Source organism: Haloarcula sp. MBLA0163, from assembly GCF_055632435.1.
This window is the reverse complement of sequence record NZ_CM145745.1, coordinates 2,638,503-2,659,330: the sequence shown is the minus strand read 5'-3', so window position 1 is coordinate 2,659,330 and position 20,828 is coordinate 2,638,503. Positions and strand designations below refer to the sequence as shown.

General features: G+C 63.9%; 26 protein-coding genes and 1 tRNA gene. 15 read left to right on the top strand and 12 right to left on the bottom strand.

What is annotated here, in order from left to right:
- The first annotated feature begins 30 nt into the window (after positions 1 to 30).
- The 15 genes from ACV7GQ_RS14170 to ACV7GQ_RS14100 all read left to right on the top strand — a co-directional run bounded on the left by ACV7GQ_RS14170 (position 31) and on the right by ACV7GQ_RS14100 (position 11,949).
- On the top strand, positions 31 to 2,217 hold the full coding sequence (locus ACV7GQ_RS14170; protein WP_470310875.1) for an elongation factor EF-2: 2,187 nt from the start codon (positions 31 to 33) through the stop codon (positions 2,215 to 2,217).
- A gap of 165 nt (positions 2,218 to 2,382) precedes the next feature.
- Positions 2,383 to 2,604, top strand: a complete 222-nt coding sequence (locus ACV7GQ_RS14165; RefSeq protein WP_470310874.1) for a hypothetical protein — start codon at positions 2,383 to 2,385, stop codon at positions 2,602 to 2,604.
- Positions 2,605 to 2,693: 89 nt separating this feature from the next.
- Positions 2,694 to 3,227, top strand: coding sequence for an amino acid-binding protein (locus tag ACV7GQ_RS14160; protein WP_470310873.1), 534 nt, complete (start codon positions 2,694 to 2,696; stop codon positions 3,225 to 3,227).
- Positions 3,224 to 4,177 (top strand): homoserine dehydrogenase, encoded by a 954-nt coding sequence (locus ACV7GQ_RS14155; RefSeq protein ID WP_470310872.1) that lies wholly within the window; start codon positions 3,224 to 3,226, stop codon positions 4,175 to 4,177. Before ACV7GQ_RS14160 ends, ACV7GQ_RS14155 begins: the two co-directional genes overlap by 4 nt.
- A gap of 153 nt (positions 4,178 to 4,330) precedes the next feature.
- Complete coding sequence (tuf, locus tag ACV7GQ_RS14150; protein ID WP_470310871.1) at positions 4,331 to 5,596, top strand: translation elongation factor EF-1 subunit alpha; 1,266 nt, start codon at positions 4,331 to 4,333, stop codon at positions 5,594 to 5,596.
- 3 nt (positions 5,597 to 5,599) lie between these two features.
- Positions 5,600 to 5,911: a 30S ribosomal protein S10 gene (rpsJ, locus tag ACV7GQ_RS14145; protein WP_135305362.1), complete on the top strand. Its 312-nt coding sequence runs from the start codon at positions 5,600 to 5,602 to the stop codon at positions 5,909 to 5,911.
- A gap of 142 nt (positions 5,912 to 6,053) precedes the next feature.
- Positions 6,054 to 6,125 (top strand) — tRNA-Ala (locus tag ACV7GQ_RS14140).
- A gap of 173 nt (positions 6,126 to 6,298) precedes the next feature.
- Complete coding sequence (locus ACV7GQ_RS14135; RefSeq protein ID WP_470310870.1) at positions 6,299 to 6,628, top strand: hypothetical protein; 330 nt, start codon at positions 6,299 to 6,301, stop codon at positions 6,626 to 6,628.
- 219 nt (positions 6,629 to 6,847) lie between these two features.
- Positions 6,848 to 7,264, top strand: coding sequence for a hypothetical protein (locus ACV7GQ_RS14130; protein WP_470310869.1), 417 nt, complete (start codon positions 6,848 to 6,850; stop codon positions 7,262 to 7,264).
- Complete coding sequence (locus tag ACV7GQ_RS14125) at positions 7,261 to 7,626, top strand: hypothetical protein (protein ID WP_470310868.1); 366 nt, start codon at positions 7,261 to 7,263, stop codon at positions 7,624 to 7,626. Before ACV7GQ_RS14130 ends, ACV7GQ_RS14125 begins: the two co-directional genes overlap by 4 nt.
- Entirely contained in the window at positions 7,619 to 7,750 is a 132-nt protein-coding gene (locus tag ACV7GQ_RS14120) for a hypothetical protein (protein ID WP_470310867.1), read from the top strand. The genes ACV7GQ_RS14125 and ACV7GQ_RS14120 overlap by 8 nt, the downstream gene beginning before the upstream one ends.
- A complete protein-coding gene (locus tag ACV7GQ_RS14115; protein ID WP_470310866.1) occupies positions 7,747 to 8,265 on the top strand; it encodes a PD-(D/E)XK family putative nuclease in 519 nt (172 codons plus the stop codon). Before ACV7GQ_RS14120 ends, ACV7GQ_RS14115 begins: the two co-directional genes overlap by 4 nt.
- A 221-nt stretch (positions 8,266 to 8,486) precedes the next feature.
- The gene (locus tag ACV7GQ_RS14110; RefSeq protein ID WP_470310865.1) at positions 8,487 to 9,083 is read left to right on the top strand and encodes a hypothetical protein; all 597 of its coding nucleotides are present in this window, start codon (positions 8,487 to 8,489) and stop codon (positions 9,081 to 9,083) included.
- A complete protein-coding gene (locus tag ACV7GQ_RS14105; RefSeq protein WP_470310864.1) occupies positions 9,080 to 10,711 on the top strand; it encodes a DUF7845 domain-containing protein in 1,632 nt (543 codons plus the stop codon). The genes ACV7GQ_RS14110 and ACV7GQ_RS14105 overlap by 4 nt, the downstream gene beginning before the upstream one ends.
- A gap of 638 nt (positions 10,712 to 11,349) precedes the next feature.
- Complete coding sequence (locus tag ACV7GQ_RS14100) at positions 11,350 to 11,949, top strand: hypothetical protein (RefSeq protein WP_470310863.1); 600 nt, start codon at positions 11,350 to 11,352, stop codon at positions 11,947 to 11,949.
- A 111-nt stretch (positions 11,950 to 12,060) separates the two neighbouring features.
- Here the strand turns inward: ACV7GQ_RS14100 and ACV7GQ_RS14095 are convergent, their stop codons facing one another.
- From ACV7GQ_RS14095 to ACV7GQ_RS14040, 12 genes are all read right to left on the bottom strand, one after another.
- On the bottom strand, positions 12,061 to 14,106 hold the full coding sequence (locus ACV7GQ_RS14095; protein ID WP_470310862.1) for an outer membrane protein assembly factor BamB family protein: 2,046 nt from the start codon (positions 14,104 to 14,106) through the stop codon (positions 12,061 to 12,063).
- 2 nt (positions 14,107 to 14,108) lie between these two features.
- Positions 14,109 to 14,405 carry a hypothetical protein gene (locus ACV7GQ_RS14090; RefSeq protein ID WP_470310861.1) on the bottom strand — a complete coding sequence of 99 codons (297 nt, stop codon included), beginning with the start codon at positions 14,403 to 14,405 and terminating at the stop codon, positions 14,109 to 14,111.
- A gap of 172 nt (positions 14,406 to 14,577) precedes the next feature.
- Entirely contained in the window at positions 14,578 to 15,726 is a 1,149-nt protein-coding gene (locus tag ACV7GQ_RS14085) for an ATP-binding protein (protein ID WP_470310860.1), read from the bottom strand.
- Positions 15,723 to 16,490 carry a hypothetical protein gene (locus tag ACV7GQ_RS14080; protein ID WP_470310859.1) on the bottom strand — a complete coding sequence of 256 codons (768 nt, stop codon included), beginning with the start codon at positions 16,488 to 16,490 and terminating at the stop codon, positions 15,723 to 15,725. The genes ACV7GQ_RS14085 and ACV7GQ_RS14080 overlap by 4 nt, the downstream gene beginning before the upstream one ends.
- A complete protein-coding gene (locus ACV7GQ_RS14075; RefSeq protein WP_470310858.1) occupies positions 16,480 to 18,165 on the bottom strand; it encodes a hypothetical protein in 1,686 nt (561 codons plus the stop codon). The genes ACV7GQ_RS14080 and ACV7GQ_RS14075 overlap by 11 nt, the downstream gene beginning before the upstream one ends.
- Positions 18,162 to 18,389, bottom strand: coding sequence for a hypothetical protein (locus tag ACV7GQ_RS14070; RefSeq protein ID WP_470310857.1), 228 nt, complete (start codon positions 18,387 to 18,389; stop codon positions 18,162 to 18,164). The genes ACV7GQ_RS14075 and ACV7GQ_RS14070 overlap by 4 nt, the downstream gene beginning before the upstream one ends.
- The gene (locus ACV7GQ_RS14065) at positions 18,382 to 18,858 is read right to left on the bottom strand and encodes a hypothetical protein (protein ID WP_470310856.1); all 477 of its coding nucleotides are present in this window, start codon (positions 18,856 to 18,858) and stop codon (positions 18,382 to 18,384) included. Before ACV7GQ_RS14065 ends, ACV7GQ_RS14070 begins: the two co-directional genes overlap by 8 nt.
- Positions 18,851 to 19,234 carry a hypothetical protein gene (locus tag ACV7GQ_RS14060; protein ID WP_470310855.1) on the bottom strand — a complete coding sequence of 128 codons (384 nt, stop codon included), beginning with the start codon at positions 19,232 to 19,234 and terminating at the stop codon, positions 18,851 to 18,853. The genes ACV7GQ_RS14065 and ACV7GQ_RS14060 overlap by 8 nt, the downstream gene beginning before the upstream one ends.
- 82 nt (positions 19,235 to 19,316) lie before the next feature.
- Positions 19,317 to 19,604 (bottom strand): hypothetical protein, encoded by a 288-nt coding sequence (locus ACV7GQ_RS14055; RefSeq protein ID WP_470310854.1) that lies wholly within the window; start codon positions 19,602 to 19,604, stop codon positions 19,317 to 19,319.
- A gap of 2 nt (positions 19,605 to 19,606) precedes the next feature.
- Positions 19,607 to 20,038, bottom strand: a complete 432-nt coding sequence (locus ACV7GQ_RS14050; protein WP_470310853.1) for a hypothetical protein — start codon at positions 20,036 to 20,038, stop codon at positions 19,607 to 19,609.
- On the bottom strand, positions 20,028 to 20,372 hold the full coding sequence (locus ACV7GQ_RS14045; protein WP_470310852.1) for a hypothetical protein: 345 nt from the start codon (positions 20,370 to 20,372) through the stop codon (positions 20,028 to 20,030). Before ACV7GQ_RS14045 ends, ACV7GQ_RS14050 begins: the two co-directional genes overlap by 11 nt.
- 1 nt (position 20,373) lies before the next feature.
- Positions 20,374 to 20,826 carry a hypothetical protein gene (locus ACV7GQ_RS14040; protein WP_470310851.1) on the bottom strand — a complete coding sequence of 151 codons (453 nt, stop codon included), beginning with the start codon at positions 20,824 to 20,826 and terminating at the stop codon, positions 20,374 to 20,376.
- Positions 20,827 to 20,828 lie beyond the last annotated feature (2 nt).

The following is a 20,828-nucleotide window of genomic DNA, read 5'->3' as shown; positions in this document are numbered from 1 at the left end:
TTGACCCTCCTGTGGATACGCTTCTGTATAATGGGCCGACGCAAGAAAATCGTTCAAGAATGTGAGACACTGATGGACGACCCGGAGCACATCCGGAACATCGCCATCGCCGCTCACGTCGACCACGGCAAGACGACGCTGACGGACAATCTGCTCGCCGGTGCGGGCATGATCTCCGACGACACGGCCGGTCAGCAGCTGGCCATGGACACGGAGGAGGACGAGCAGGAACGCGGTATCACCATCGACGCAGCGAACGTCTCCATGACCCACGAGTACGAGGGGACGAACCACCTCATCAACCTCATCGACACCCCCGGCCACGTCGACTTCGGCGGGGACGTGACCCGCGCGATGCGTGCCGTCGACGGTGCGCTCGTGGTGGTCGACGCCGTCGAGGGCGCCATGCCCCAGACGGAGACGGTGCTGCGTCAGGCACTGCGCGAGGGCGTCAAACCCACGCTGTTCATCAACAAGGTCGACCGCCTCATCTCCGAGCTCCAGGAGGGCCCCGAGGAGATGCAGCAGCGTCTGCTCTCGGTCATCCAGGACGTCAACGACCTCATCCGCGGGATGACCGAGGAGATGGACGACGTCGAGGACTGGACCGTCTCCGTCGAGGAGGGCACCGTCGGCTTCGGGTCCGCCCTCTACAAGTGGGGGGTCTCGATGCCGTCGATGCAGCGCACCGGCATGGACTTCGGCGAGATCATGGAACTCGAACGCGCCGACAAGCGCCAGGAGCTCCACGAGCGCACGCCGCTGTCGGACGTCGTGCTCGACATGGTCTGTGAGCACTTCCCGAACCCCGTCGACGCCCAGCCGATGCGCATCCCCCGTATCTGGCGTGGCGACGACGAGTCCGAACTCGCCGAGCAGATGCGACTGGTCGACGAGGACGGCGAGGTCGTCCTGATGGTCACCGACATCGGCGTCGACCCACACGCCGGCGAGATCGCCGCCGGCCGCGTCTTCTCCGGCACGCTGGAGAAGGGCCAGGAGCTGTACGTCTCCGGGACCGCGGGCAAGAACCGCATCCAGAGCGTCGGCATCTACATGGGTGGCGAGCGCGAGGAGGTCGACCGGGTACCCGCCGGCAACATCGCCGCCGTCACCGGTCTGAAGGACGCCATCGCCGGCTCCACGGTCAGTAGCGTCGAGATGACCCCCTTCGAGTCCATCGAGCACATCTCGGAGCCGGTCATCACGAAGTCCGTCGAGGCACAGAACATGGACGACCTGCCGAAGCTCATCCAGACGCTCCAGCAGGTCGCGAAGGAGGACCCGACCATCCAGATCGAGATCAACGAGGACACCGGCGAACACCTCATCTCCGGGCAGGGTGAGCTCCACCTGGAGGTCATCGGCCAGCGCATCGAGCGCAACCAGGGCATCCCCATCAACACTGGCGAACCCATCGTCGTCTACCGCGAGGCCCCCCAGAGCGAGTCCCGCGAGGTCGAGGGCCGCTCGCCGAACAACCACAACCGGTTCTACATCACCGTCGAACCGCTCAGCGACGACATCGTCGAGACGATCAAGCTCGGCGAGGCCTCGATGGACATGCCCGAACTGGAGCGCCGCGAGGCGCTGCAGGAGGCCGGCATGGACAAGGACGACTCCCAGAACATCGAGCACATCCACGGGACCAACATCCTCCTCGACGAGACGAAGGGTATCCAGCACCTCAACGAGACGATGGAGCTGGTCATCGAGGGGCTCGAAGAGGCCCTCGACGACGGCCCCCTCGCCGCGGAGCCGGTCCAGGGGTCGCTCCTGCGCCTCCACGACGCCCGTCTCCACGAGGACGCCATCCACCGCGGTCCGGCCCAGGTCATCCCGGCCGTGCGTGAGGCCGTCCACAACGCGCTCATCGACGCGGACATCAAGCTGCTGGAGCCCATCCAGCAGGTCCGCATCGACGTGCCCAACGAACACATGGGCGCGGCCTCCGGCGAGATTCAGGGTCGCCGTGGCCGCGTCGACGACATGTACCAGGAAGGGGACCTGATGGTCGTCGAGGGCGTCGCGCCCGTCGACGAGATGATCGGGTTCTCCTCCGACATCCGCTCGGCCACCGAGGGTCGTGCCTCCTGGAACACGGAGAACGCCGGCTTCCAGGTCATGGCCGACAACCTCCAGCCCGAGAAGATCACCGAGATCCGGGAGCGCAAGGGCATGAAGACGGAACTGCCCGCCGCCATCGACTACTTCTAAGCCGTCCGCCCGACGGCCGCGCCACCGGGCGCGGTCCGCGATTTCTCTCCTCATCTCCTGTCGTATCGACACCCACCGACGGCGTCGTGTCGCGACCCGTCCGCCGCGGAGGACGTGTGCCGACGAGCCCCCACGCTTAGGCCGGTGCACGGCTAACCCACGTGTATGTCGAGCCGACTCCACCAGATCGTCGACCTCCTCGTCGCCACGTTCGTCGCCGGCACGTCGGTTTTCCTCTGGGAACTCGTCGTCCCGCCGGCCGTCGCGCTCTGGATTGCGACGCTGTTCGCGGCCATCTACTACTTCTCCCGGAACCCGTGGGGGTCCCCTCGCGGCGAGCAGTTCAACGAGCTGATAGACGACATCTACGACCGATACCTCCCCTGACGGCGCCGACTAAACGGACGGTTTCTTATACGTGCCCCTGCTGAGTCTCCCACAATGAGCGGCACTACTCCACAGGAGGTGAGCGGGCGATGAGCGACTCGACCGACGAGGTTCGGTCCTACACACTGCGGCTCGAACTGGTCGACGAACCGGGCGAGCTGCTCCGGGCGCTCGAACCCATCGCCAACAACGGCGGGAACCTCCTCTCTATCTTCCACGAGCGGGGCAACGTCACGCCCCGCGGGCACATCCCCGTGGAGGTCGACCTAGAGGCGACCCCCGAGCGGTTCGAGGCCATCGTCGACGCCGTCCGCGACGCCGGTATCAACGTCATCCAGGCCGGCGCCGAGCGGTACAGCGAGACGCTGACCGTGGTCCTCTCGGGGCACCTCATCGACTCCGACCTCTCGGATACGCTCTCGCGCATCCAGGAGTCGACGAACGCCACGGTGACCGACCTCTCGCTGTCCGCTCCCGAGGGGACCGAGGACGCCTCCAGCGCGCGCATCCGGTTGGCGACCGAACAGGGCGCCGCCGACGGCGTGATGGAGACGGTACGCGCCCTCGCGGCGGAGAAGGAGCTCCGCGTCATCGAACCCCTCGCGGCCGGAGGTGACCTATGAGGCTCGCCGTCCTCGGGGCCGGCGCCGTCGGCTCCTCGGTCGCCGAACTGGCGGCCGACTACGGCCACACGGTCACGGCTTACGCGGACTCACAGAGCGCCGCCGTCGACCCCGACGGCATCGACGTGGCGGGCGCCATCGACCGCAAAGCGACCGACGGCGTCGTCGGCGACGCCGACCCGGCCGACGCCCTCGAGGGCGAGTACGACGTCCTCGTCGAGGCGACGCCCACGACGCTCGGCGACGCCCAACCCGGCTTCGGTCACGTCGAGGCCGCGCTGGAACGGGACCGGCACGTCGTCCTCGCGAACAAGGGGCCCGTCGCCGAACGGTACGCCGACGTGCGCGCCCTCGAGCGGGCGAGCGAGGGGACGGTGCTGTTCGAGGCCACCGTCGGCGGTGCGATGCCGGTGCTCTCGACCATCGACGACTTCGACCCCGAACACATCGACGCGGTCCGGGGCGTGCTCAACGGCACCGCGAACTTCATCCTCTCGCGGATGAGCGCCGAGGGCCTCGGGTACGAACACGTCCTCGCGGAGGCCCAGGACCTCGGCGTGGCCGAGGCCGACCCGACCTTCGACGTGGACGGCACCGACGCCGCGCTCAAGGGCGTCATCGTCGCCAACGTCCTCTCGGACGACGGCCGCGAGTACACGCTCGAGGACGCCGACGTCGAGGGTATCGAGGACATCCAGGGGAGCGCGCTCGAACTCGCCGCCGAGGACGGCCGGACGGTGCGCCTCATCGCCGAGGTGGCCGACGGCGAAGTCCGGGTCGGCCCCCGACTCGTCCCCGAGAACGCGCCGCTCGCCCCCACGGGGACGCGTAACATCGTCCAGCTGGAGACCGAACACGCCGGCCGCCTCAACATCTCCGGCCGCGGTGCCGGCGGCCCCGAGACGGCCAGCGCCGTCCTCGCCGACGTGGGCCGCCTCCCCGAACTGTAGGCACTTTCTGCCGGTGTGTCCGGCCCCCGTCGCGTGACACCGCGTCCCAAATCGCCAGACAGCGCGGTTCTCGCCCGCGATTGCTTTCGAAATCGTTTTATGAACCACCGGCCAAAGACTCCGATATAGCGCCCCTGCGCGTGAGAAATAACAATGAGCGACGAACAACACCAGAACCTGGCCATCATCGGCCACGTTGACCACGGGAAGAGCACGCTCGTCGGCCGACTCCTCTACGAGACAGGATCGGTACCGGAGCACGTCATCGAACAGCACAAGGAAGAGGCCGAGGAGAAGGGCAAGGGCGGCTTCGAGTTCGCCTACGTCATGGACAACCTCGCCGAAGAGCGAGAGCGTGGTGTCACCATCGACATCGCCCACCAGGAGTTCAGCACGGACGCCTACGACTTCACCATCGTCGACTGTCCGGGCCACCGCGACTTCGTGAAGAACATGATCACGGGCGCGAGCCAGGCCGACAACGCCGTCCTCGTCGTCGCCGCCGACGACGGCGTCCAGCCGCAGACCCAGGAGCACGTCTTCCTGGCCCGCACGCTGGGCATCGGCGAACTCATCGTCGCCGTCAACAAGATGGACCTCGTCGACTACAGCGAGTCCGACTACAAGCAGACCGTCGAAGAGGTCAAGGACCTCCTCAACCAGGTCCGCTTCGACACGGAGAACGCCTCGTTCATCCCCATCTCGGCCTTCGAGGGCGACAACATCGCCGAGGAGTCCGACAACACGGACTGGTACGACGGCGACATCCTGCTGACCGCCCTCAACAACCTGCCGGCTCCGGAGCCGCCGACGGACGCGCCGCTCCGCCTGCCGATCCAGGACGTCTACACCATCTCCGGCATCGGTACGGTCCCGGTCGGCCGTGTCGAGACGGGTATCCTCAACACCGGCGACAACGTCAGCTTCCAGCCGTCCGACGTCTCCGGTGAGGTCAAGACCGTCGAGATGCACCACGAGGAAGTCCCGAAGGCCGAGCCCGGTGACAACGTCGGGTTCAACGTCCGTGGCGTCGGCAAGGACGACATCCGCCGCGGTGACGTCTGTGGTCCCGCCGACGACCCGCCGTCGGTCGCCGAGACCTTCCAGGCCCAGATCGTCGTGATGCAGCACCCGTCGGTCATCACCGAGGGGTACACGCCGGTCTTCCACGCCCACACCGCACAGGTCGCCTGTACTGTCGAGTCCATCGACAAGAAGATCGACCCGTCCTCCGGCGAGGTCGCAGAGGAGAACCCGGACTTCATCCAGAACGGCGACGCCGCAGTCGTCACGGTCCGACCCCAGAAGCCGCTCAGCATCGAGCCGTCCTCCGAGATTCCGGAGCTCGGTTCGTTCGCCATCCGCGACATGGGCCAGACCATCGCCGCTGGGAAGGTCCTCAGCGTCAACGAGCGATAACACATGTCCCAGCAGGCACGCGTTCGGCTCGCGGGTACGAGCCCCGAGGACCTCGACGACATCTGCGCCGACGTGCGGGAGATCGCGGAGAAGACCGGCGTCGAACTGTCCGGTCCCGTCCCGCTCCCGACGAAGACGCTGGAGGTTCCCACCCGGAAGTCCCCCGACGGTGAGGGGACGGCCACGTGGGAACACTGGGAGATGCGGGTCCACAAGCGGCTCATCGACATCGACGCCGACGAACGGGCGCTGCGCCAGCTGATGCGCATCCAGGTGCCCAACGACGTCTCCATCGAGATCGTCCTCGAAGACTAGACCACTCCGGTCTCCCGCTTCGAGACGGCACCCGCCCCGAATCGCACGCCGGGACACACCCCACATACCGTGTGAATCGCTATCGAAGGTCGCCCTCACGCGCAGGGTTTATACTACCCCGCGTTCGAGTGGCAGACGACGCGGGCTCGTAGATCAGTGGCAGATCGCTTCCTTCGCAAGGAAGAGGCCCCGGGTTCAAATCCCGGCGAGTCCATCTGAAATAAACCCTCTTTCGAGGGTCCCCGATTCTTGCCGTAATGAACTCAACTCGTTAGAGTTCACTCCGCTCTCCCCGGAACTAACACCCCGGTTATCGAGAGTCCCTGTGTTTACGGGAGTCGACACGCCGCAGTCTGTCGATAACCAGAGTGAACAGGGGTGTCTGGCGTGACGGTTACGCTGGAGACGCCGTGTCTCACGGACGGGAACTGGGTCCGCCGATCGGCCGACTCTCGAGGCGTCGACGGACACGAGCTCTGTGACCAGTGTTTCCCTGACGGCTGGGATACGGTCGCCGAGAAAGACGTCGAGACGTTCCTGACGACTGGTCGAACGCGGTCGAAACTCCACCGGAGTATCGACACTGGCGACGACGCCGATACCAGTGAGTTCGGGAATCACGACTATCCCGACCGGACGCTCGCCTCGCGAGTCCTGAACGACGAGGTCACGGTCGACCACGAGTTCGAGTGGGACCGTGCAGGAGGTGACGTCTAGATGGTGTCGCACGACGACGAATGCGAGTCCTGCGGTGCCATCGGTCGGACGACCGTGACTCGGTTCGCGAACGGGTCACGCTACGAGATGTGCGAGCCCTGTACCCGCGATTGGCTCCTCATCTGGCGCCACTGGTGCGAGATTCAGCCCAGGCAGGCCAACCGGGTTCGTGCACAAGCGAATCGAGACAACCTCGCTCGTAGCGATGGCGGTCGGCCAGTGACCGACGGTGGCCAGTCTGCGAGCGGTGCTGAGCAGAAGACCGACCCACGTGAGTGGGTGCTCGACGAGATAGACGAGCGTACGGAGCCGAACCCTGACAGTGAACAGGGCGTCGGGGCTGACCTCTGGACCTCGAAACGACGACTCGTAAAGCACGCCGGGAAATTCTCTACGCCAGTCCAGAAACCGCCGGTTGAAGACGCGCTACAGGAACTCATCGACGAGCGCGAGGTCCTATACTGGCACGGCCACCTGACGCGTGCGGCCGTCCCGTATCTGAACGCGGTCGTCCAGAGCGAACAGCAAGCTGGCGTCACGCGGCAGATACTCATCGACAAGTGCCGCCGCTGGCTGGAATCCAAAGCAGAGAATCGCTCAGCAGACACGGCGACTGACCGGGAGGGGTCGCAGTGACGCTCTACCCGTCGGGTGGCGAGGCCGCGACGCTCGTCCTTGCCTACTGTCTGCTGTCGTGGTTCGTCGGTGGGCTCTACGGCGCCTACGCGTGGGAACGTGCGCATCGCGATCGGTCGCTCCGGGATATCTGCGGCCTCGACGACCAGGAGGTCGCCACTGACGGCGGCCAGGATACCTTCGAGTGCGACGGTTGCGGAGAGGAGACGCCGATTGGGTCGCGCTGGCGGTACCTCCACCCGGACCAACCTGACGATGGGCCGCTCCAGCACGACGACCTCTGCCCGCGTTGCTCGACGCGGAAGGACTCGTCCCGACTGTTCCGGTCGGCCGACGATATCGGAGGTGGTGCTGGTGAGTAAGCGCACCATCGCTCGCGCGCATCTCCTCGGTGCGACGGTGTGGGCCTACGCTGGCGGTACCGCTATCGTCAAGCCGTGGACCAGTCGTGATCACTTCTCGCGGTTCTGGAGGGTTGGATCGTGAGTAGCTCCACGGAACTGGCCGACCCGAAGGCCATCGGTCTCGACGTCGAGGCCCTCGTCGTCGGTGCCGTCGACGCGCTGACGGCCGCCGAAGACGACGATGCCCATCACGACGCGGTCGTGACCGAGCTACTCTGTCCGTCGCTCGTCAACGCTGACGTGCCCGTCGTGTTCTGTGGCACGCCGCTCGTTCCCGTCGGCGCTCGGGTCGAGATTAAAGCGGCGAAGCGCTGGACCAGCGACGGATCGAGTCGGTCCCGCGGTCGATGGGTGCTGAAAGGTCGCGACGACGGCCAGCACGCGGCGCTGCTGGACGGCGCCGACTACTACGCGCTGACTGTCTACGAGACGACGCCCAGCGATGAGCGCGTGCTGGTCGCGATCGCCGTGATTCCTGCGTCGCTGCTGGACGAACACCTGCGTGGGCGGTGGCGCGAGACCGACCGTCGGGAGGGCACGCTCGCGAAACTCGGCTGGCCGCACGTGCTCGGACGCGTTCTCGGGGGTGAGCGGTAGATGGCTGTGTTGGGGTCAAAACGTCCTGAGCTATCCTTCAGATATCCCCTGATTCCCACACTCAGGACACTGGCTGAACGTATCGCCCGTTTCAGCCATTATAACGGCAGTATATCCACAGTCACAGACCAACTGAACTGGCGCCATGTCCGGCCAGATAGGTGGCATCTGTTTGAAAATTACGGTCAAGAAATCGGCGCCCCTGCGGAGGCCGATGACTGATGCCGTCGACGACGCAGGCGGGAGACCACCGCGAGCGGTTGCGCTGTCCCGACCTCGCCGACCGGCTGGGCGAAGACCCGGCCCGCTGGTTGGATCAGGACCTCATGGCGCGGTCGACGAAGCGCCAGATCGACCACGAAGGCACGGGCCCCCAGCAGGTCCGTCTCGTCGAGGATCGGGACGTCACGACCGCGGCGAAGGTCGTGTTCTCGCTCATCGACGGCATCGACACCATCGAGCGGGTCCGCATCTGGAAGGCTGTCGAGCGGCGGCTGGCGAACGACCGCTACGACTCGGCAGTCGATCTTGACGAGCCCCGCGAGGCGGTGCTGCGCCGGCTGGACCAGCGTGAGGAATGGCTTCGCTTGCATGGCGAGCGTCCCGACCGACTCCCGCACGGCCCACGCCGGCCGTGTGACTGTTGCGAGGACGAGGGCGGTGTCACTGCTGGTGACCTTCGGGAACGCGACGAGGAAGCCGCCGAGCGGCTTACCGAGGGGTACTCGCCCGACGGCGTCGACACCAGCGAGACGAGTCCGAGTACGGAGGCCGCGACGCTCGGTGAGTACGCGACCGACGGAGGTGCGTCGGAGTGACGCAAGTCGTGCCGCACAACCACGAAGTCGAGTGTTGGCTCTACTACGCCCCGACCGACGACGGGGAAAGCGAGCTGGTCGACTACGATGGTCTCGACCCGTACTGGGCGCTGTCGGATCTCCTCATCAACGAGTTCGATGGCTACCACGAGATGGACGCGGAAATCGACGGCGAACCCGTCACCATCCGGTTCAACTACTCGAAATCTGGGTTCACGCCACGACCGGCTGATGATGTCGGTGGCGATCGGCTCTACGAATTCGATATCAACATCAAGGGCCGTGGTCGTCGGAAGGTCAACTACAACATCTCGCCGCGGTACCCGAACATGCTCGATTCCGACGGCGAGCCGACGACGACGGCGTTCGACCACACTGACCCGGATGAGGGTCTCTCGATCCACTGTCAGCCATCGAATATGCGACTCGACGAGGTACCGCAGTATCTCGCTCGGGCTGTCTTCGAACTGGCCAACGACGCCGACGTGGGCATGTATCACGGGTACTTCGACGCACCGTTTGCCGGGCGAGTCACTGCACTGGAGCGGTACGTCCGCATCACGCGGTCGATGAACGAGAAACTCATCGGCACTGGCGGTGTGATGGACCGACTGGCGATGTTGCTGTCGGACATCTCCGGGACGAAGGGGATGCACAAGTGGGACAACGAGGAGGAGCGCGGCCACCACGTCGTCGTTCGGCACGGGTCGACCAGTGCTGAGGAGTTGGTCTCGCACCACCACCTCGGTGGCCAACTCAAAAGCTATCTCCCCGAGCACCCCGACCACTTCGAGCCCGGCGATCCGCTGTACCATCCGAAGGTCGGTGCGAAGTTCGTCGGTGGCCGGACCGACAGCGGCTCGGTTGACTGGGTCGACCGGCACGATATCGTCCGCGAACTCGACGAACGGCTCCTGTCCGTCCTCTCGTGGGCAGAAGTTCCCACTGACGCCGGCGGGACGACCTACGTCGCTGACGACCACTTCGACGCGAGCGAAGCGGATGACTCGGTCCCGCTGCACGCTGACCCACTGCCACAGCTCGAAGCCGACCAGGAACACCTGCTGGTGACCTGCCTCCGGGATATGACGCCAGCCGACGAAGCGATCACGGAGACGCTCGCGACCGATGGCGGGATGCACGCCGAAAAGCTGGCCGATGCGACTGGCACGTCGCTATCAACCGTGTATCGAGCGCTCCAGCGCATCCCCGACGTCCTGGAGAGTGACAACGGTCACGTCCAGTTCGTGAGCGAGAAGCTCAGGCAGGAGGTTCGTGCGCTCGTCGACTCCGTCGAGTCCGCTATCGAGTCCGCCGGGCAGCGTGCGGCCCAGATCGTCGATATGGACGTCCGGCAGTCGGCGTCGTCGGTGTTCGACCGGTGGCTCGCGAAGTACGGCGCGGAGTTCGAGGCGTCCAACCACGAGGGGCAGCGCCCAGTCGTCCGGATTGATACGGTGCTCTCGGAGCTGAAGTCGACGAACCAGCCACTCGTCGACGACGTCATCGGGGAGATGATCCGCGCCTGGAAGGCCGACGGTCGTGACCCGGCGACGCTGCTGGACGCTGTCGTCGAGGTCGCCATCGACGGCACGCAGTACGAGCGCCCGGCCAGAACCCTCCGGTAGCGCCCGACAGCCGAGAGGCATCACTATCCAGCGACCTGATTCTTTATAAGTAGTGGCGCGGCCGACCCCCGAAACCCCCGTTTCGGGTCGAGTCGCTTCCCGACTTATTTCGGTTTCATCGGCAGTTGATCATTGGTTGCGTACCCATCCAGCGGGCAGCACCCCTTAGGCCGTGTCTCTAAGGAGACATGGGGCCAAAAATACACACCGCCGGCCGCACTGCTGACCGCAGACTCCAGTTGAACCAGGAGAAACGGAGGGGTTAGACTCCCCTGATTATCTTATTTCTGCTGCTGGGTTTGGATATAGAAGAATAGACCTAGTGCCAGAGACGCCAGCAGTGCGATGAAATTCATAAGTGGCCCTGGACTGTAGGGAAGAACACTCGTCACCGCAATCCAGATTGATAGTGGAAGCAGTGTCATCACAATCCCTAGTGCGAGCTCCGCAAGACTACTCATCATTCTTCACCTCTTGGTTTGCAGACTGTACGACCCGTCTTTTGGTCGGATGCTGTGATAGCATCATCAGTTTAAACGTCTGAGAAGGTCATTTAGCCGGATTATAGACGCAGCTTTGCCTATTCACGAACTTCTTTCGACAAGACACGATTCGCTTTCGGCAACCGGCGATTAGCTATGTCGAGATTTGATAATCTGCCAGAAGAGGTCCGATCGAAGCTGAAAACTGATCCAAAATCGACTAGAGGCGATGAGTTGCTCCCTGCAGAGGTAGCATCGGTACTGTACGACCACCCAGATGAATGCATCTGGTCAAGCAGACACGTTCAGTCAGAACTAGACACGAGTCACGGCAGAGAAACCGTGAGTGACAAATTGCAAACCTTGGAAGAAATCGGGCTTTGCAAATCCAAGCAGTTCGGTCAGGGTCGAATCTATTGGTGGAGTTATCCAGAGACTGACCATCCAAAACCACCAGATATTACAATCGAAGGAACTCAAGAAATCACTGTCAGAGAAGCTCTTGAGCCACACTATGTCAAATTAGCCATCATCTCTCTTACTCTCCCGACTATAGCCTCTATACCCGTGCTTCTCGGCGTGTTCGCAATTGGCGGTGCTCTCACTGGAATTCCCGGAGAGACGTTCTTAACCTACGGTTTAACCGCTATTTTATTCTGTTATATGGGGTTGGTGTACGCTGCAATACTCGGCTTGTTTGATTACTTTGCACCAGATGGCCTTCCAGGTATTGAAGATTTCAAATTCAGTAATTGATTTATTTACGCCGTCGCCCACAGGCCGGACACCAGTCTGGATGCAAGCCGTTCGGATGGGACGCCGCCGACGCACAGCGCTGACACTGGACCGGCGGCGTCTCGAAGGCGCTCATGGCCCCAGCTGGCGTGCAACGTTCGAGACTGTCTGGCCGATCGAGCCGTTCCCGAAGCGCCGGTACGCGAGGACGGCCGCGCCGGCCAGCAGGCCTACGCCCGCGACCGTCGACGCCGTGCCGCCACCGCCGCCCGTCCCGGTCGGGCCGAACGCGGAGCCACCGCCGAGCGTGCCCGAGAGATCCGTCGTGCCGTTGAACGCCGTCCCGTTCGCGTACTCGCCGGCGTAGTCCAGCGTCGGGTTCTCGACCTGCGAGGCGTTGTTCGTCACGCTATCGGAGAGCTGGCCCTGATAGAACCGCGTCGGTTCGTCGAACTCTCGCGTGCCGTTGTAGACCGGGTCGCCGCTCTCGTTCCGAATCGTGTAGTCGAACTCTTCGACGGGCTCCGGCGACTCGAACGTGACTTGTGTCCCGTCGCCGCTCAGCGAGGATTCCAGTTCGTTGAACCGGACGTCGAGGCGTTCGTCCAGCGTCGGCGTCGCCGTCCCGTTCGTCTCTGTGGTCGCTCTTTCGGGCGCGTTGATGATGAACGTCGCCTGCTGAATCGACTCGACGGCGATGAACCCCTTTGTCTCCCACACTGCCGGATAGTCGCTGATAATCGTGAAGTTGTACGTTCGGCCGTCGACCAGCCCGACGAATGCCTTCGTGTTGTGGTTGAATGAGGTGAGCGAGACCGTTCCGCCCGGTCGCTCGGTGTACAGTGTCGGATCGTCGGCGAAGAGGTTGCCCTCTGTTCGGTCGTCGATGCCGAACTCCATCTCGAAGCCATAGCCGAAGTCGACGCCCGAGACGGCGCTGCCGGCCACTTCGACGTCTTGCGACATCTTTCCGTACTCCGAGGAGTCGGCCGTAATCGTGTAGTTGCCGTCACCGAGGTCCAACGTGTAGTAGCCCGTGGCGTTTGTCGTCGTCGATGTTCCGGTGTCCGTCGAGACGGTCACGCCCGAGAGTGGGTCGCCGGACGGGTCGGTGATGCGACCGGAGACTGTTGATGTAGCGCTAACAAGCCGCCCCGGCTCAAACGACCCGAAGTAATCCAGAGTGGAGATGTCTTTCCAGACGACAGACGTGTTAGATGCGTGCCGCAATTCGATATTGCGGTCCATATTATACAGATATTCTTCGCTCTCGGTCAGTTCTATCCTCGAATTGTACCCGACATTACTGTCGTACGTGAACTGACTGCCGCTGGGGTCTAACCCATGTAACTCTTGGTCGGAATTAACGCCCCATACGTAATTTGACGAGTTGACCGTCAAATCTGCGAAGTATGTTGCGCCGTCTTGATATTCCCATATTTTAGACCCGTTAGAAGCGCGAAGTTTCCTCACATACGAATAGCTCTGCTTGTGCGTGGAATATACGTATTCTCCGTTTGGCCCAGTTTCGACGCTGTAAACCCGCCCGCTCCCGGCACTATACGTCCATTTTTTGGAGCCATCTGACGTATCTCTGGCTATAACCTCGTTGTTCCGATTTCCACTGTAAACGACATTCCCGTCAGGGGACACGGCAACGTCGGTGACATAATTCCCGTCAGACTCGTTCCACATTATCTCGCCGTCTGATGATATTTTATAAACGAAATTTTTCGTTGTCCCAACATATATTGGACCGTTGCCGTCCACAGCCAGTGCTTCAACATTCCCGTTTATTTGGGAGTTTGACCAAACAACCGACCCATCCTCTGATTCTATTTTTGCCACGCGCTCGTCATTCCCGCCACTGTATAGATATGCGTCGTCAGCCGATGATTCCAACGCCGCCACTTGATTCCCATTATGTACTGAGACGTTCCATGCAACACTTCGATTTTTTTCATAAACAGCCGTCACGTATCCACTGTTCTGCCCAATAAAGACGACATTGTCATCCGGTGGGGCCGCCCCGGCGCGCGCGGTATCTGCGAGAGAGGCTTGTTCGCCGAACCCGTACAACGGCGCAACCGTCGCCGTCACGAGTAGTAGCGCTACCGTCCCGACCCGCAGTAATTGGCGCAACTGTCCAATTCGTCGACTGCTATTTTTGTCTTGCATTCTCAGTGTAGCACCTCCGAAACTCGACTAACGAACTGTCCAACCGCCGACGCCGCACTCTCGACGTCGACGACGCCGCTCCAGGTCCCGACGACCGTCAGCACCAGCACGACGAACCCGATGAGCGACAATACGCGCGAGTACCGAGCGAGGACCACGAACGCGTCGGCGGCCTCGCGCAGGTACCACAGCGCGACGACGACTGCCGCCAGCCCGCCGATGGCGACGCCCTCGACGCCGACGTGACTCGCCAGCAGTTCGAGGAGCCCTCGGACGAGCTCGTAGACGACGGCAGCCATCACGCGAGCGTACCTCCAACTGCGCCCCCGCGGGGGGACCCCTGCGCTCTCATCTGAACTGCGCGCGCGTTAGGGGGCGATCGCGGCCGGCCGAGCGACTCGATTCGGGCCGATTCTGGTCGCTTGACCCCGGTGGTCACCGAGCGATTTTTCGAAAAAAGCGAGCACAGAATCATCGTCCCACCTCGATTTTGAGTTTGTACGAAGTCGCCGCCGGCATGTCCTTCCAGCGGAAGGTGTCGAAGTTCGTCTCATTGTACATCAACGCCTTGCCGATGGGGTACTCGTCGGTGACCTTCCGATTCATCCGAACCGATTCGAATCCGACGACGTCGCTGGCGGTCGTCGGATTGGCCGTCCCTGGCATCTGGATACGCCAGCGGATTTTGTGCCGGATGTGCCGGTGGATGTCGACCTCGGAGTGCCCGAACAGGAAGATTGACAGTCCGAACTTCCGGGCGTCGACCCACATGTCTTTCAGCAGTTCGATTTTTTGGAGTGTTCCGTACTGGTCTTTCATCGCACTCTGGGGCGCGATGTCGCCTATTTCGTCACAAATCCACGTCGTCCAGTGGTGCGGGCCGTGGTTGACACGGCCGAGCGCCCAGGCGAACCACCAGTGACTGGCGGGATCGGTCTCGGAGAACAGCATTTCACGGTTCGGTGGCGTGTCGTACTGTTTCTCCGGGTCGCGTTCGAGTATCTCCTGACAGCCACGCAGTTGTGGGTCCGGGTAGACGACGTGGAACGTGCCGGCGTCCAGCACGCGCCGGTTCAAGTCCACGGGGTCGGAGTACCGGCGGACCTCGCGGACGATCTCTTCCAGCTGGTCCACGTCGAGGACGACCGCTGGTTCGGTCGGATCTTTGCTCTGGAGACGGGCGCTCACCTCGACATCTTCTGGCAGACAGAGGACCGTCCACGGTGCCAGCGGGAGCCACTCCGAACGGCTGGACGACCCACGCCAGACGACTTTCTCGTCGTTGATGCCCATCATCCGGACGGCGACGTAGTTCGCCAGCGTGGACTTGCCCTTGCCGGGCTTGCCGCGGGCGAGAAAGTCGGTTCCGCCCGCGATGCGCTCACCGCCTGCGTTCCATGAGTGTTCCCAGCAGTTCGGGATGACGCCCTCGTATTCGAAATGTGAGGCGTTCCAGCGCGGGATACCGAACTGCTCTCGCATGTGTCGTGCGTCGGTCCACCGCGAGGAGTTCCCGGTCGCCTGCTCGGTCGACCGTACCGGATCGGCGAACTGTGTCAGCACCTCACGCGTCGTTTCGTCGTCGGCGAGACTCTCGTCTCCCCATTCAATCGAACTCATGCGTATTTCGCCTCCTGCTGCTCGCTGGTCTCGTCCGCGACCTCGCCGGCCCGCCCACTCAGCACACGCACGCCAGCGCGGAACTGCGGGAGCACGTGGTAGGCCGCGAACAGACGACGCGCTCGCTTGTGTCGTGGACTGTCGCCGGTCAGTACCTCGACCGTCGAGTCCTCCTCGTGGACACGAGTGACCCACTCTTTGCCGAGTTCGCCGTGCGTCGCAAGGAGGACGTCCTGGCCCCAGTCGAGTATCTCACCACGTTCGTTGAAGCCCGCCAACAGGTCGTCGAGGACGCGTTCTTGCCACTGTTCGAGTTCAGTCAGCGCCGGTCGCATCGCCACGAACTTCTGCCGGTCCGGTGCGTGACTGTCGTCGTCGCCAGCCGCGTCGACGTATTCCGTCGCGTCGGCCCGAAGGTGTCGGAACGCGTCCCGGTGGGCGGGCAGGACGTAGTTCGCCAGTAGCCGCTCTCGGAGCCTCTCGGCCGTGTCGGTAGCGAGGTCTCGGTTTCGGCCGCGACGTTCCGCCGGCACCACCAGCGCGCCGAGAAGGACACCCTGCTGGCCGCGGAACTGCCGCGTGAGGTCACTGTAGACCCGTCGGTCCAGCCGGCCGAGAGTGCGAATCGTCATCTCCTGCAACCAGCGCAGCACCCGGTCTTCCGAGGAGAGGCCGTCACGGAGTTCGTCGGCGCGTTCGCGAACGTCTTCGGACAGCGTGACCAGCGCCGGGCGGTACGGGTCCGGCGTGGCGTCAGTCGTCATCAGCCACCTCCCCGTTCCCGAGTGGCGGGCCGTCGCGCCGGTTCTCGGTCACCTCGTCGTCCCGCTCACCGTCGTCGACAGCCGCCGGGACTTTCTCGTCCGGGTCCAGCATGTCCTCGACGAGGGTACGGTCGTGGTCGGCGACTTCGCGGTCGACGTCGCGCTGTTTGCTGATGCGCTCGCTGTCGAGTTGGGCTTTCACCTCGTCGAAGCGTTTCGCGTCGTCGACGTCCTCGGCGTACTGGACCATCGTCCCGAACGCGGTCCGGAGATGGACTGGCGCCGGTCGCACCGCGGCTTTGCCGTCGACTGGCGTCGCCAGCCACACGAGGAGGCCGGCCGTCGTGACGGTCCCGACGGCCAGCGTCGATGCCACGCCGAAGTGGATCGACGCTAGCGCCAGCACAACGGCGCCGCCGATAGCCAGCCACTCCCCGGCGTGCACGCGGTTCAGGGGCGGCCAGTCGAATGTCCAGCCCTCCTTCTCGTAGAACAGCAGTTCCGGCGATTCGGGGTCGACGAGGAACATCTCGTCCCACTTACCGTCGACGGGGACCCGCGTCCGGAGTTGCTCGACGTTCTTCAGCTCGGCACTCTTGCCGAACACACGAGCGAGGAACGGGAACAGCCCCGGCGTGACGACCGAGACCGTCCCGTCGGGCTTCCGGACAATCTTCTCCTCGCGAACCTCCGCGTCGACGATATCGAAGGCGTCGTCGCCGGTCGGCGACTCGGCGTGTTCCAGCGTTGGCCGGACGAATCCGGCCTTCGAGACGTTCTCGGTGTACGTCTCCAGTAGGATGATGCCGAACAGGCCCACGACATACAACGAGACGATGTACTGGGCGTTTACGACGAGATTCGCCAGCCCCTCGTAGAACAACAGGCCACCGAGGCCCGTCCCCAGCGAGAGGGCAAACACCCACGGCAGATAGCCGTACTGTGGGCCGATTCCTGCACGGTCCAGCGCCCACTTACAGAGCCAGCCGACGGCGAACCCGCCAATGACGATGATCAGCAGGAAATCGACGATGACGCTGGCGATGTAGTCACCGGCGCTGTTGATGTCCACCGACTGGGTGGTGGCGATACTCTTGTGGCCGAAGTTGGCCCATCGCGCGTACTCCTTGCCCTCGATCCACATCGTCACGCGCACTGCCTCGTCGTGCTGGCGAAGTGGGATCTTCACTGTGGGCCGGCCTCGCTCGAACGTGACGTCGTGCGTGACGTGCGTGACGTTCCTCGCGACCGGGACAGTCGTGGTCGTGTTGCCCCGCTGGACCGTTTTCTGGCCTTTCTCCCAGTAGGCGACATGCACGGTCTCCTGTTGGTCGCCGTAGGTCCAGGTGCGGAGATAGACCGCGTTCCGACCGACCGTGTGACCGGGTGGGAGGTACTCGCCGCTGTCGGTCGCACCGGGGTTGGCGAAGGGGTTGTTGGCTGGCCAGTAGACGACCCAGAAGAACTGGTCTTGTCCCATCCGTACGCTCGGTGGGGAGTTCGCCTGTCGTGGGCCAGTCTTCGTGAGGTCGTCGAGGGTGAGCCCGCTCTCGTCGCTGGCGCTGGCGTTGCCGGCCGTCTCGTTCGTCGCCTGTTGGGCGTCGGCGACGCCGACGACCGGCGAGAGGACCAGCAGCCCGACCAGCGCCAGCAGCGCGATGGGCGCCCGATTCATCGCTTGTCGAGGTCCTCCAGCATTCGTGCGCGTCTGTCGACCCGCTTCAGCGCCACCAGCAGGCCCAGCGCAACGAGTAGCGCGAACCCGGCCAGCGAGTACTGGCCCGCTGACGCGGTCGCCGCGCCGATGTATGCCGCCGCTCCGAAGCCGGTGAGCGTCGCTATCGCTTCCGGCGCGACCTGTGGATGGGTCAGCGTCGCCAGCGAGTACGGCTTAGTCATCGGTCACCTCCGCGGCCTGGACGGCTTCGGTCTCGACGTGGCCGACGAGGAGTCGGCTTTCGGCGTCGGCGGCCGCACAGTCGCCCGAGCAGTACGTCCACTGGTCCGTGCACCGCTCCGTCACGACCGAGAGCGGGCCGAGCCGGGCGCGGCGAGGCGTGCCCGAGGCGTGCACTTCGACGTACTCGCTGACGCCGTCACGACTCGACTGCGACCGGATGTGCCCGCCGCAGGCCTCACAGTGTGCCTCACACTCCGGTCGGCCGTTGTCGTAGGCCAGCATGGCGCCGATGAGGGTGAAGAATCCACCAGCGACGAGGCCGACGACCGGGTCACTACCGAGCATCGCCCACTCGATCACTGTGTTTCCGATGGCCCACAGGCCGACGCCAGCAATCGCGAGCCCCAGCCAACCGCCGATTGAGAGGTCCGACAGTCGGACGTCGTCGAGCTCGACGAGGTCAGACATACTCGTCCACCTCCACGACGAGGAAGACGAGGCTGATGATCGCCAGCGCGATACCGACGTACTGGGACACGGTGAGCGAGACCACGCCCGACAACGCCCCAGCGCCGAGACCGCCAACGGCGAAGTTCGAGACGAAGTACGGGTGACTGACGACGAACTCGATAGCCATGCCGACGAGGTCGCCGAACTGGACGAGCCCCATCATCACGGCGCCACCGACAGCCATCGCGATGGCCGTCACCCACTGCGTAGTTCGGTCCCACGAGACGCTGAGGTCCTCACTCCGGGCGTATGCGACGGCGAACCGAAGGAGGAACACCGTGCCGAGGATGGCGACGAACACGCCGATGCCGGCCACCGGGTCCATCGTTGGCACTATCGCTCACCGCCCGGTCCGCTGTTGGTTCGCCCGCTCGGTGCGGGGTGTCGAGACGACTGTTCAGTGTGTGGAGTTCGTGTCATCTGTTGTCGAGAAACGTCTGCACCCGGTTGACGAGGCGGTCGAGCTGGACGGCGACGAACACGATGGCCGCCGCAATCAGCAGCGTCGTGCCCTCCGACCCGTAGCCGACCTCGGGCAAGAGTGTCGTCGCCGTCGTCGCAATCGCCGGGAACCAGTACGGCGACGTCGTCGAGATGAGTGCCCACGCCGGCTCTACCCAGCCGATACTGAGTTGGCCGACGGCACTCACGACGACCGCGACCGTCGTCAGCGGGTGCAGCAGTAGGTTCTTGAGTCGTTTCATGGTCAGGTCCCGGGAATCAGCATGTACAGTTTCCAGGCGATCGCCGGCAGCCGTTTCAGCAGCTCCCAGCCGAGGTACACGAGCACGGCAGCGAACCCGACCGCGAGAAGCGGTGCGGCCCATCCAGCGCTGGCTATTACCCCCGCAATCGCCTGCTGGACCGCCGAGTACGCACCGAGGAGATCGACACCCAGCGCGCCGAACGCGTTGGTCAGCGTCACCCGGATGACGTCGAACGTGCCGGCGACGACGTCGAACATCGCCAGAATGGTGTTCACGCCGAAGGCGCCGACGTTCAGCACTGCGTTGATGATGTACGCCGAGATGATGCTCCCGACGAACGCGACCGGATTCGATGCAAACTGAAACAGCGTCTTCGCGACGCTCTTCGGCGCCTGGAGCGTGAACAGCGTCTCGGTGTCATCAGCGGACACGAGACACCACCCACGCTATCGGATACAGCGTTGCCAGCACGATCACCAGCGCCACGACGTAGCCGGCGAGTCCGGCCTCGGCGACGTACGGTATCGCCGCCGCGAACCCGCGGTCGATGATGACCGCCGGCAGGCCGTAGACGACTTCGACCGTCGTCCCGAGGAAGTCGGTGAAGCCGGACAGTAGCCCCAGTGGGACGTCGACCAGCGACAGGAACGCCGAGATGGTGCCCTGGAAGTACGCGAGGATGCTCGCCCCGAAGATGAGGGTCAGTAGTCGCCCCCAGCGGATCGAGACGCCGTTCTCGGCGATGTAGTCGCTGATTTCGACCATGCTACCCCTCTTCCTCTTCTTCGGCGTCGATGATGCCCGGCGTCGGGACGTCGAAGCCGGTCCCAATCAGCGGGAAGAAGTTCGTCGTATCCTCCTCGCTGATGTACGCCAACAGGACGTAGAACGCCAGCAGCACGATGGCGAAGGCGAAGACGAACGACAGCGGGCTGGCGAACCGGCCGCCCGGGCCGATCGACAACGCGCTGGCGATGGCCCCGAAGTTGATAATCTGAGCCGCCCCGCCGAACACGGCGTTGATGAGGTCGCCGGCGACGGCGATGAACACCTGCGTCGGGACGATGAACACGTCCGCCAGCGTGAAGATGCCGCTGGCGAGCGCCGCGCCGAACGCGAACAACACGGCGCCGATCCCCTGGAAGAGGACGGCGCCGATGCTCCCCGCGTCGGCCGCCCGGTCGAACAGACTCCGGACTCGTGGCCCACCAGCCGACACGG

Bases quoted from the DNA above. Each gene is read 5' to 3' on its own strand.
- ACV7GQ_RS14170 (WP_470310875.1), top strand. From the start codon at position 31: ATGGGCCGACGCAAGAAAATCGTTCAAGAATGTGAGACACTGATGGAC.
- ACV7GQ_RS14165 (WP_470310874.1), top strand. From the start codon at position 2,383: ATGTCGAGCCGACTCCACCAGATCGTCGACCTCCTCGTCGCCACGTTC.
- ACV7GQ_RS14160 (WP_470310873.1), top strand. From the start codon at position 2,694: ATGAGCGACTCGACCGACGAGGTTCGGTCCTACACACTGCGGCTCGAA.
- ACV7GQ_RS14155 (WP_470310872.1), top strand. From the start codon at position 3,224: ATGAGGCTCGCCGTCCTCGGGGCCGGCGCCGTCGGCTCCTCGGTCGCC.
- tuf (WP_470310871.1), top strand. From the start codon at position 4,331: ATGAGCGACGAACAACACCAGAACCTGGCCATCATCGGCCACGTTGAC.
- rpsJ (WP_135305362.1), top strand. From the start codon at position 5,600: ATGTCCCAGCAGGCACGCGTTCGGCTCGCGGGTACGAGCCCCGAGGAC.
- ACV7GQ_RS14110 (WP_470310865.1), top strand. From the start codon at position 8,487: ATGCCGTCGACGACGCAGGCGGGAGACCACCGCGAGCGGTTGCGCTGT.
- ACV7GQ_RS14100 (WP_470310863.1), top strand. From the start codon at position 11,350: ATGTCGAGATTTGATAATCTGCCAGAAGAGGTCCGATCGAAGCTGAAA.
- ACV7GQ_RS14095 (WP_470310862.1), bottom strand. From the start codon at position 14,106: ATGCAAGACAAAAATAGCAGTCGACGAATTGGACAGTTGCGCCAATTA.
- ACV7GQ_RS14090 (WP_470310861.1), bottom strand. From the start codon at position 14,405: ATGGCTGCCGTCGTCTACGAGCTCGTCCGAGGGCTCCTCGAACTGCTG.
- ACV7GQ_RS14085 (WP_470310860.1), bottom strand. From the start codon at position 15,726: ATGAGTTCGATTGAATGGGGAGACGAGAGTCTCGCCGACGACGAAACG.
- ACV7GQ_RS14080 (WP_470310859.1), bottom strand. From the start codon at position 16,490: ATGACGACTGACGCCACGCCGGACCCGTACCGCCCGGCGCTGGTCACG.
- ACV7GQ_RS14075 (WP_470310858.1), bottom strand. From the start codon at position 18,165: ATGAATCGGGCGCCCATCGCGCTGCTGGCGCTGGTCGGGCTGCTGGTC.
- ACV7GQ_RS14070 (WP_470310857.1), bottom strand. From the start codon at position 18,389: ATGACTAAGCCGTACTCGCTGGCGACGCTGACCCATCCACAGGTCGCG.
- ACV7GQ_RS14065 (WP_470310856.1), bottom strand. From the start codon at position 18,858: ATGTCTGACCTCGTCGAGCTCGACGACGTCCGACTGTCGGACCTCTCA.
- ACV7GQ_RS14055 (WP_470310854.1), bottom strand. From the start codon at position 19,604: ATGAAACGACTCAAGAACCTACTGCTGCACCCGCTGACGACGGTCGCG.
- ACV7GQ_RS14045 (WP_470310852.1), bottom strand. From the start codon at position 20,372: ATGGTCGAAATCAGCGACTACATCGCCGAGAACGGCGTCTCGATCCGC.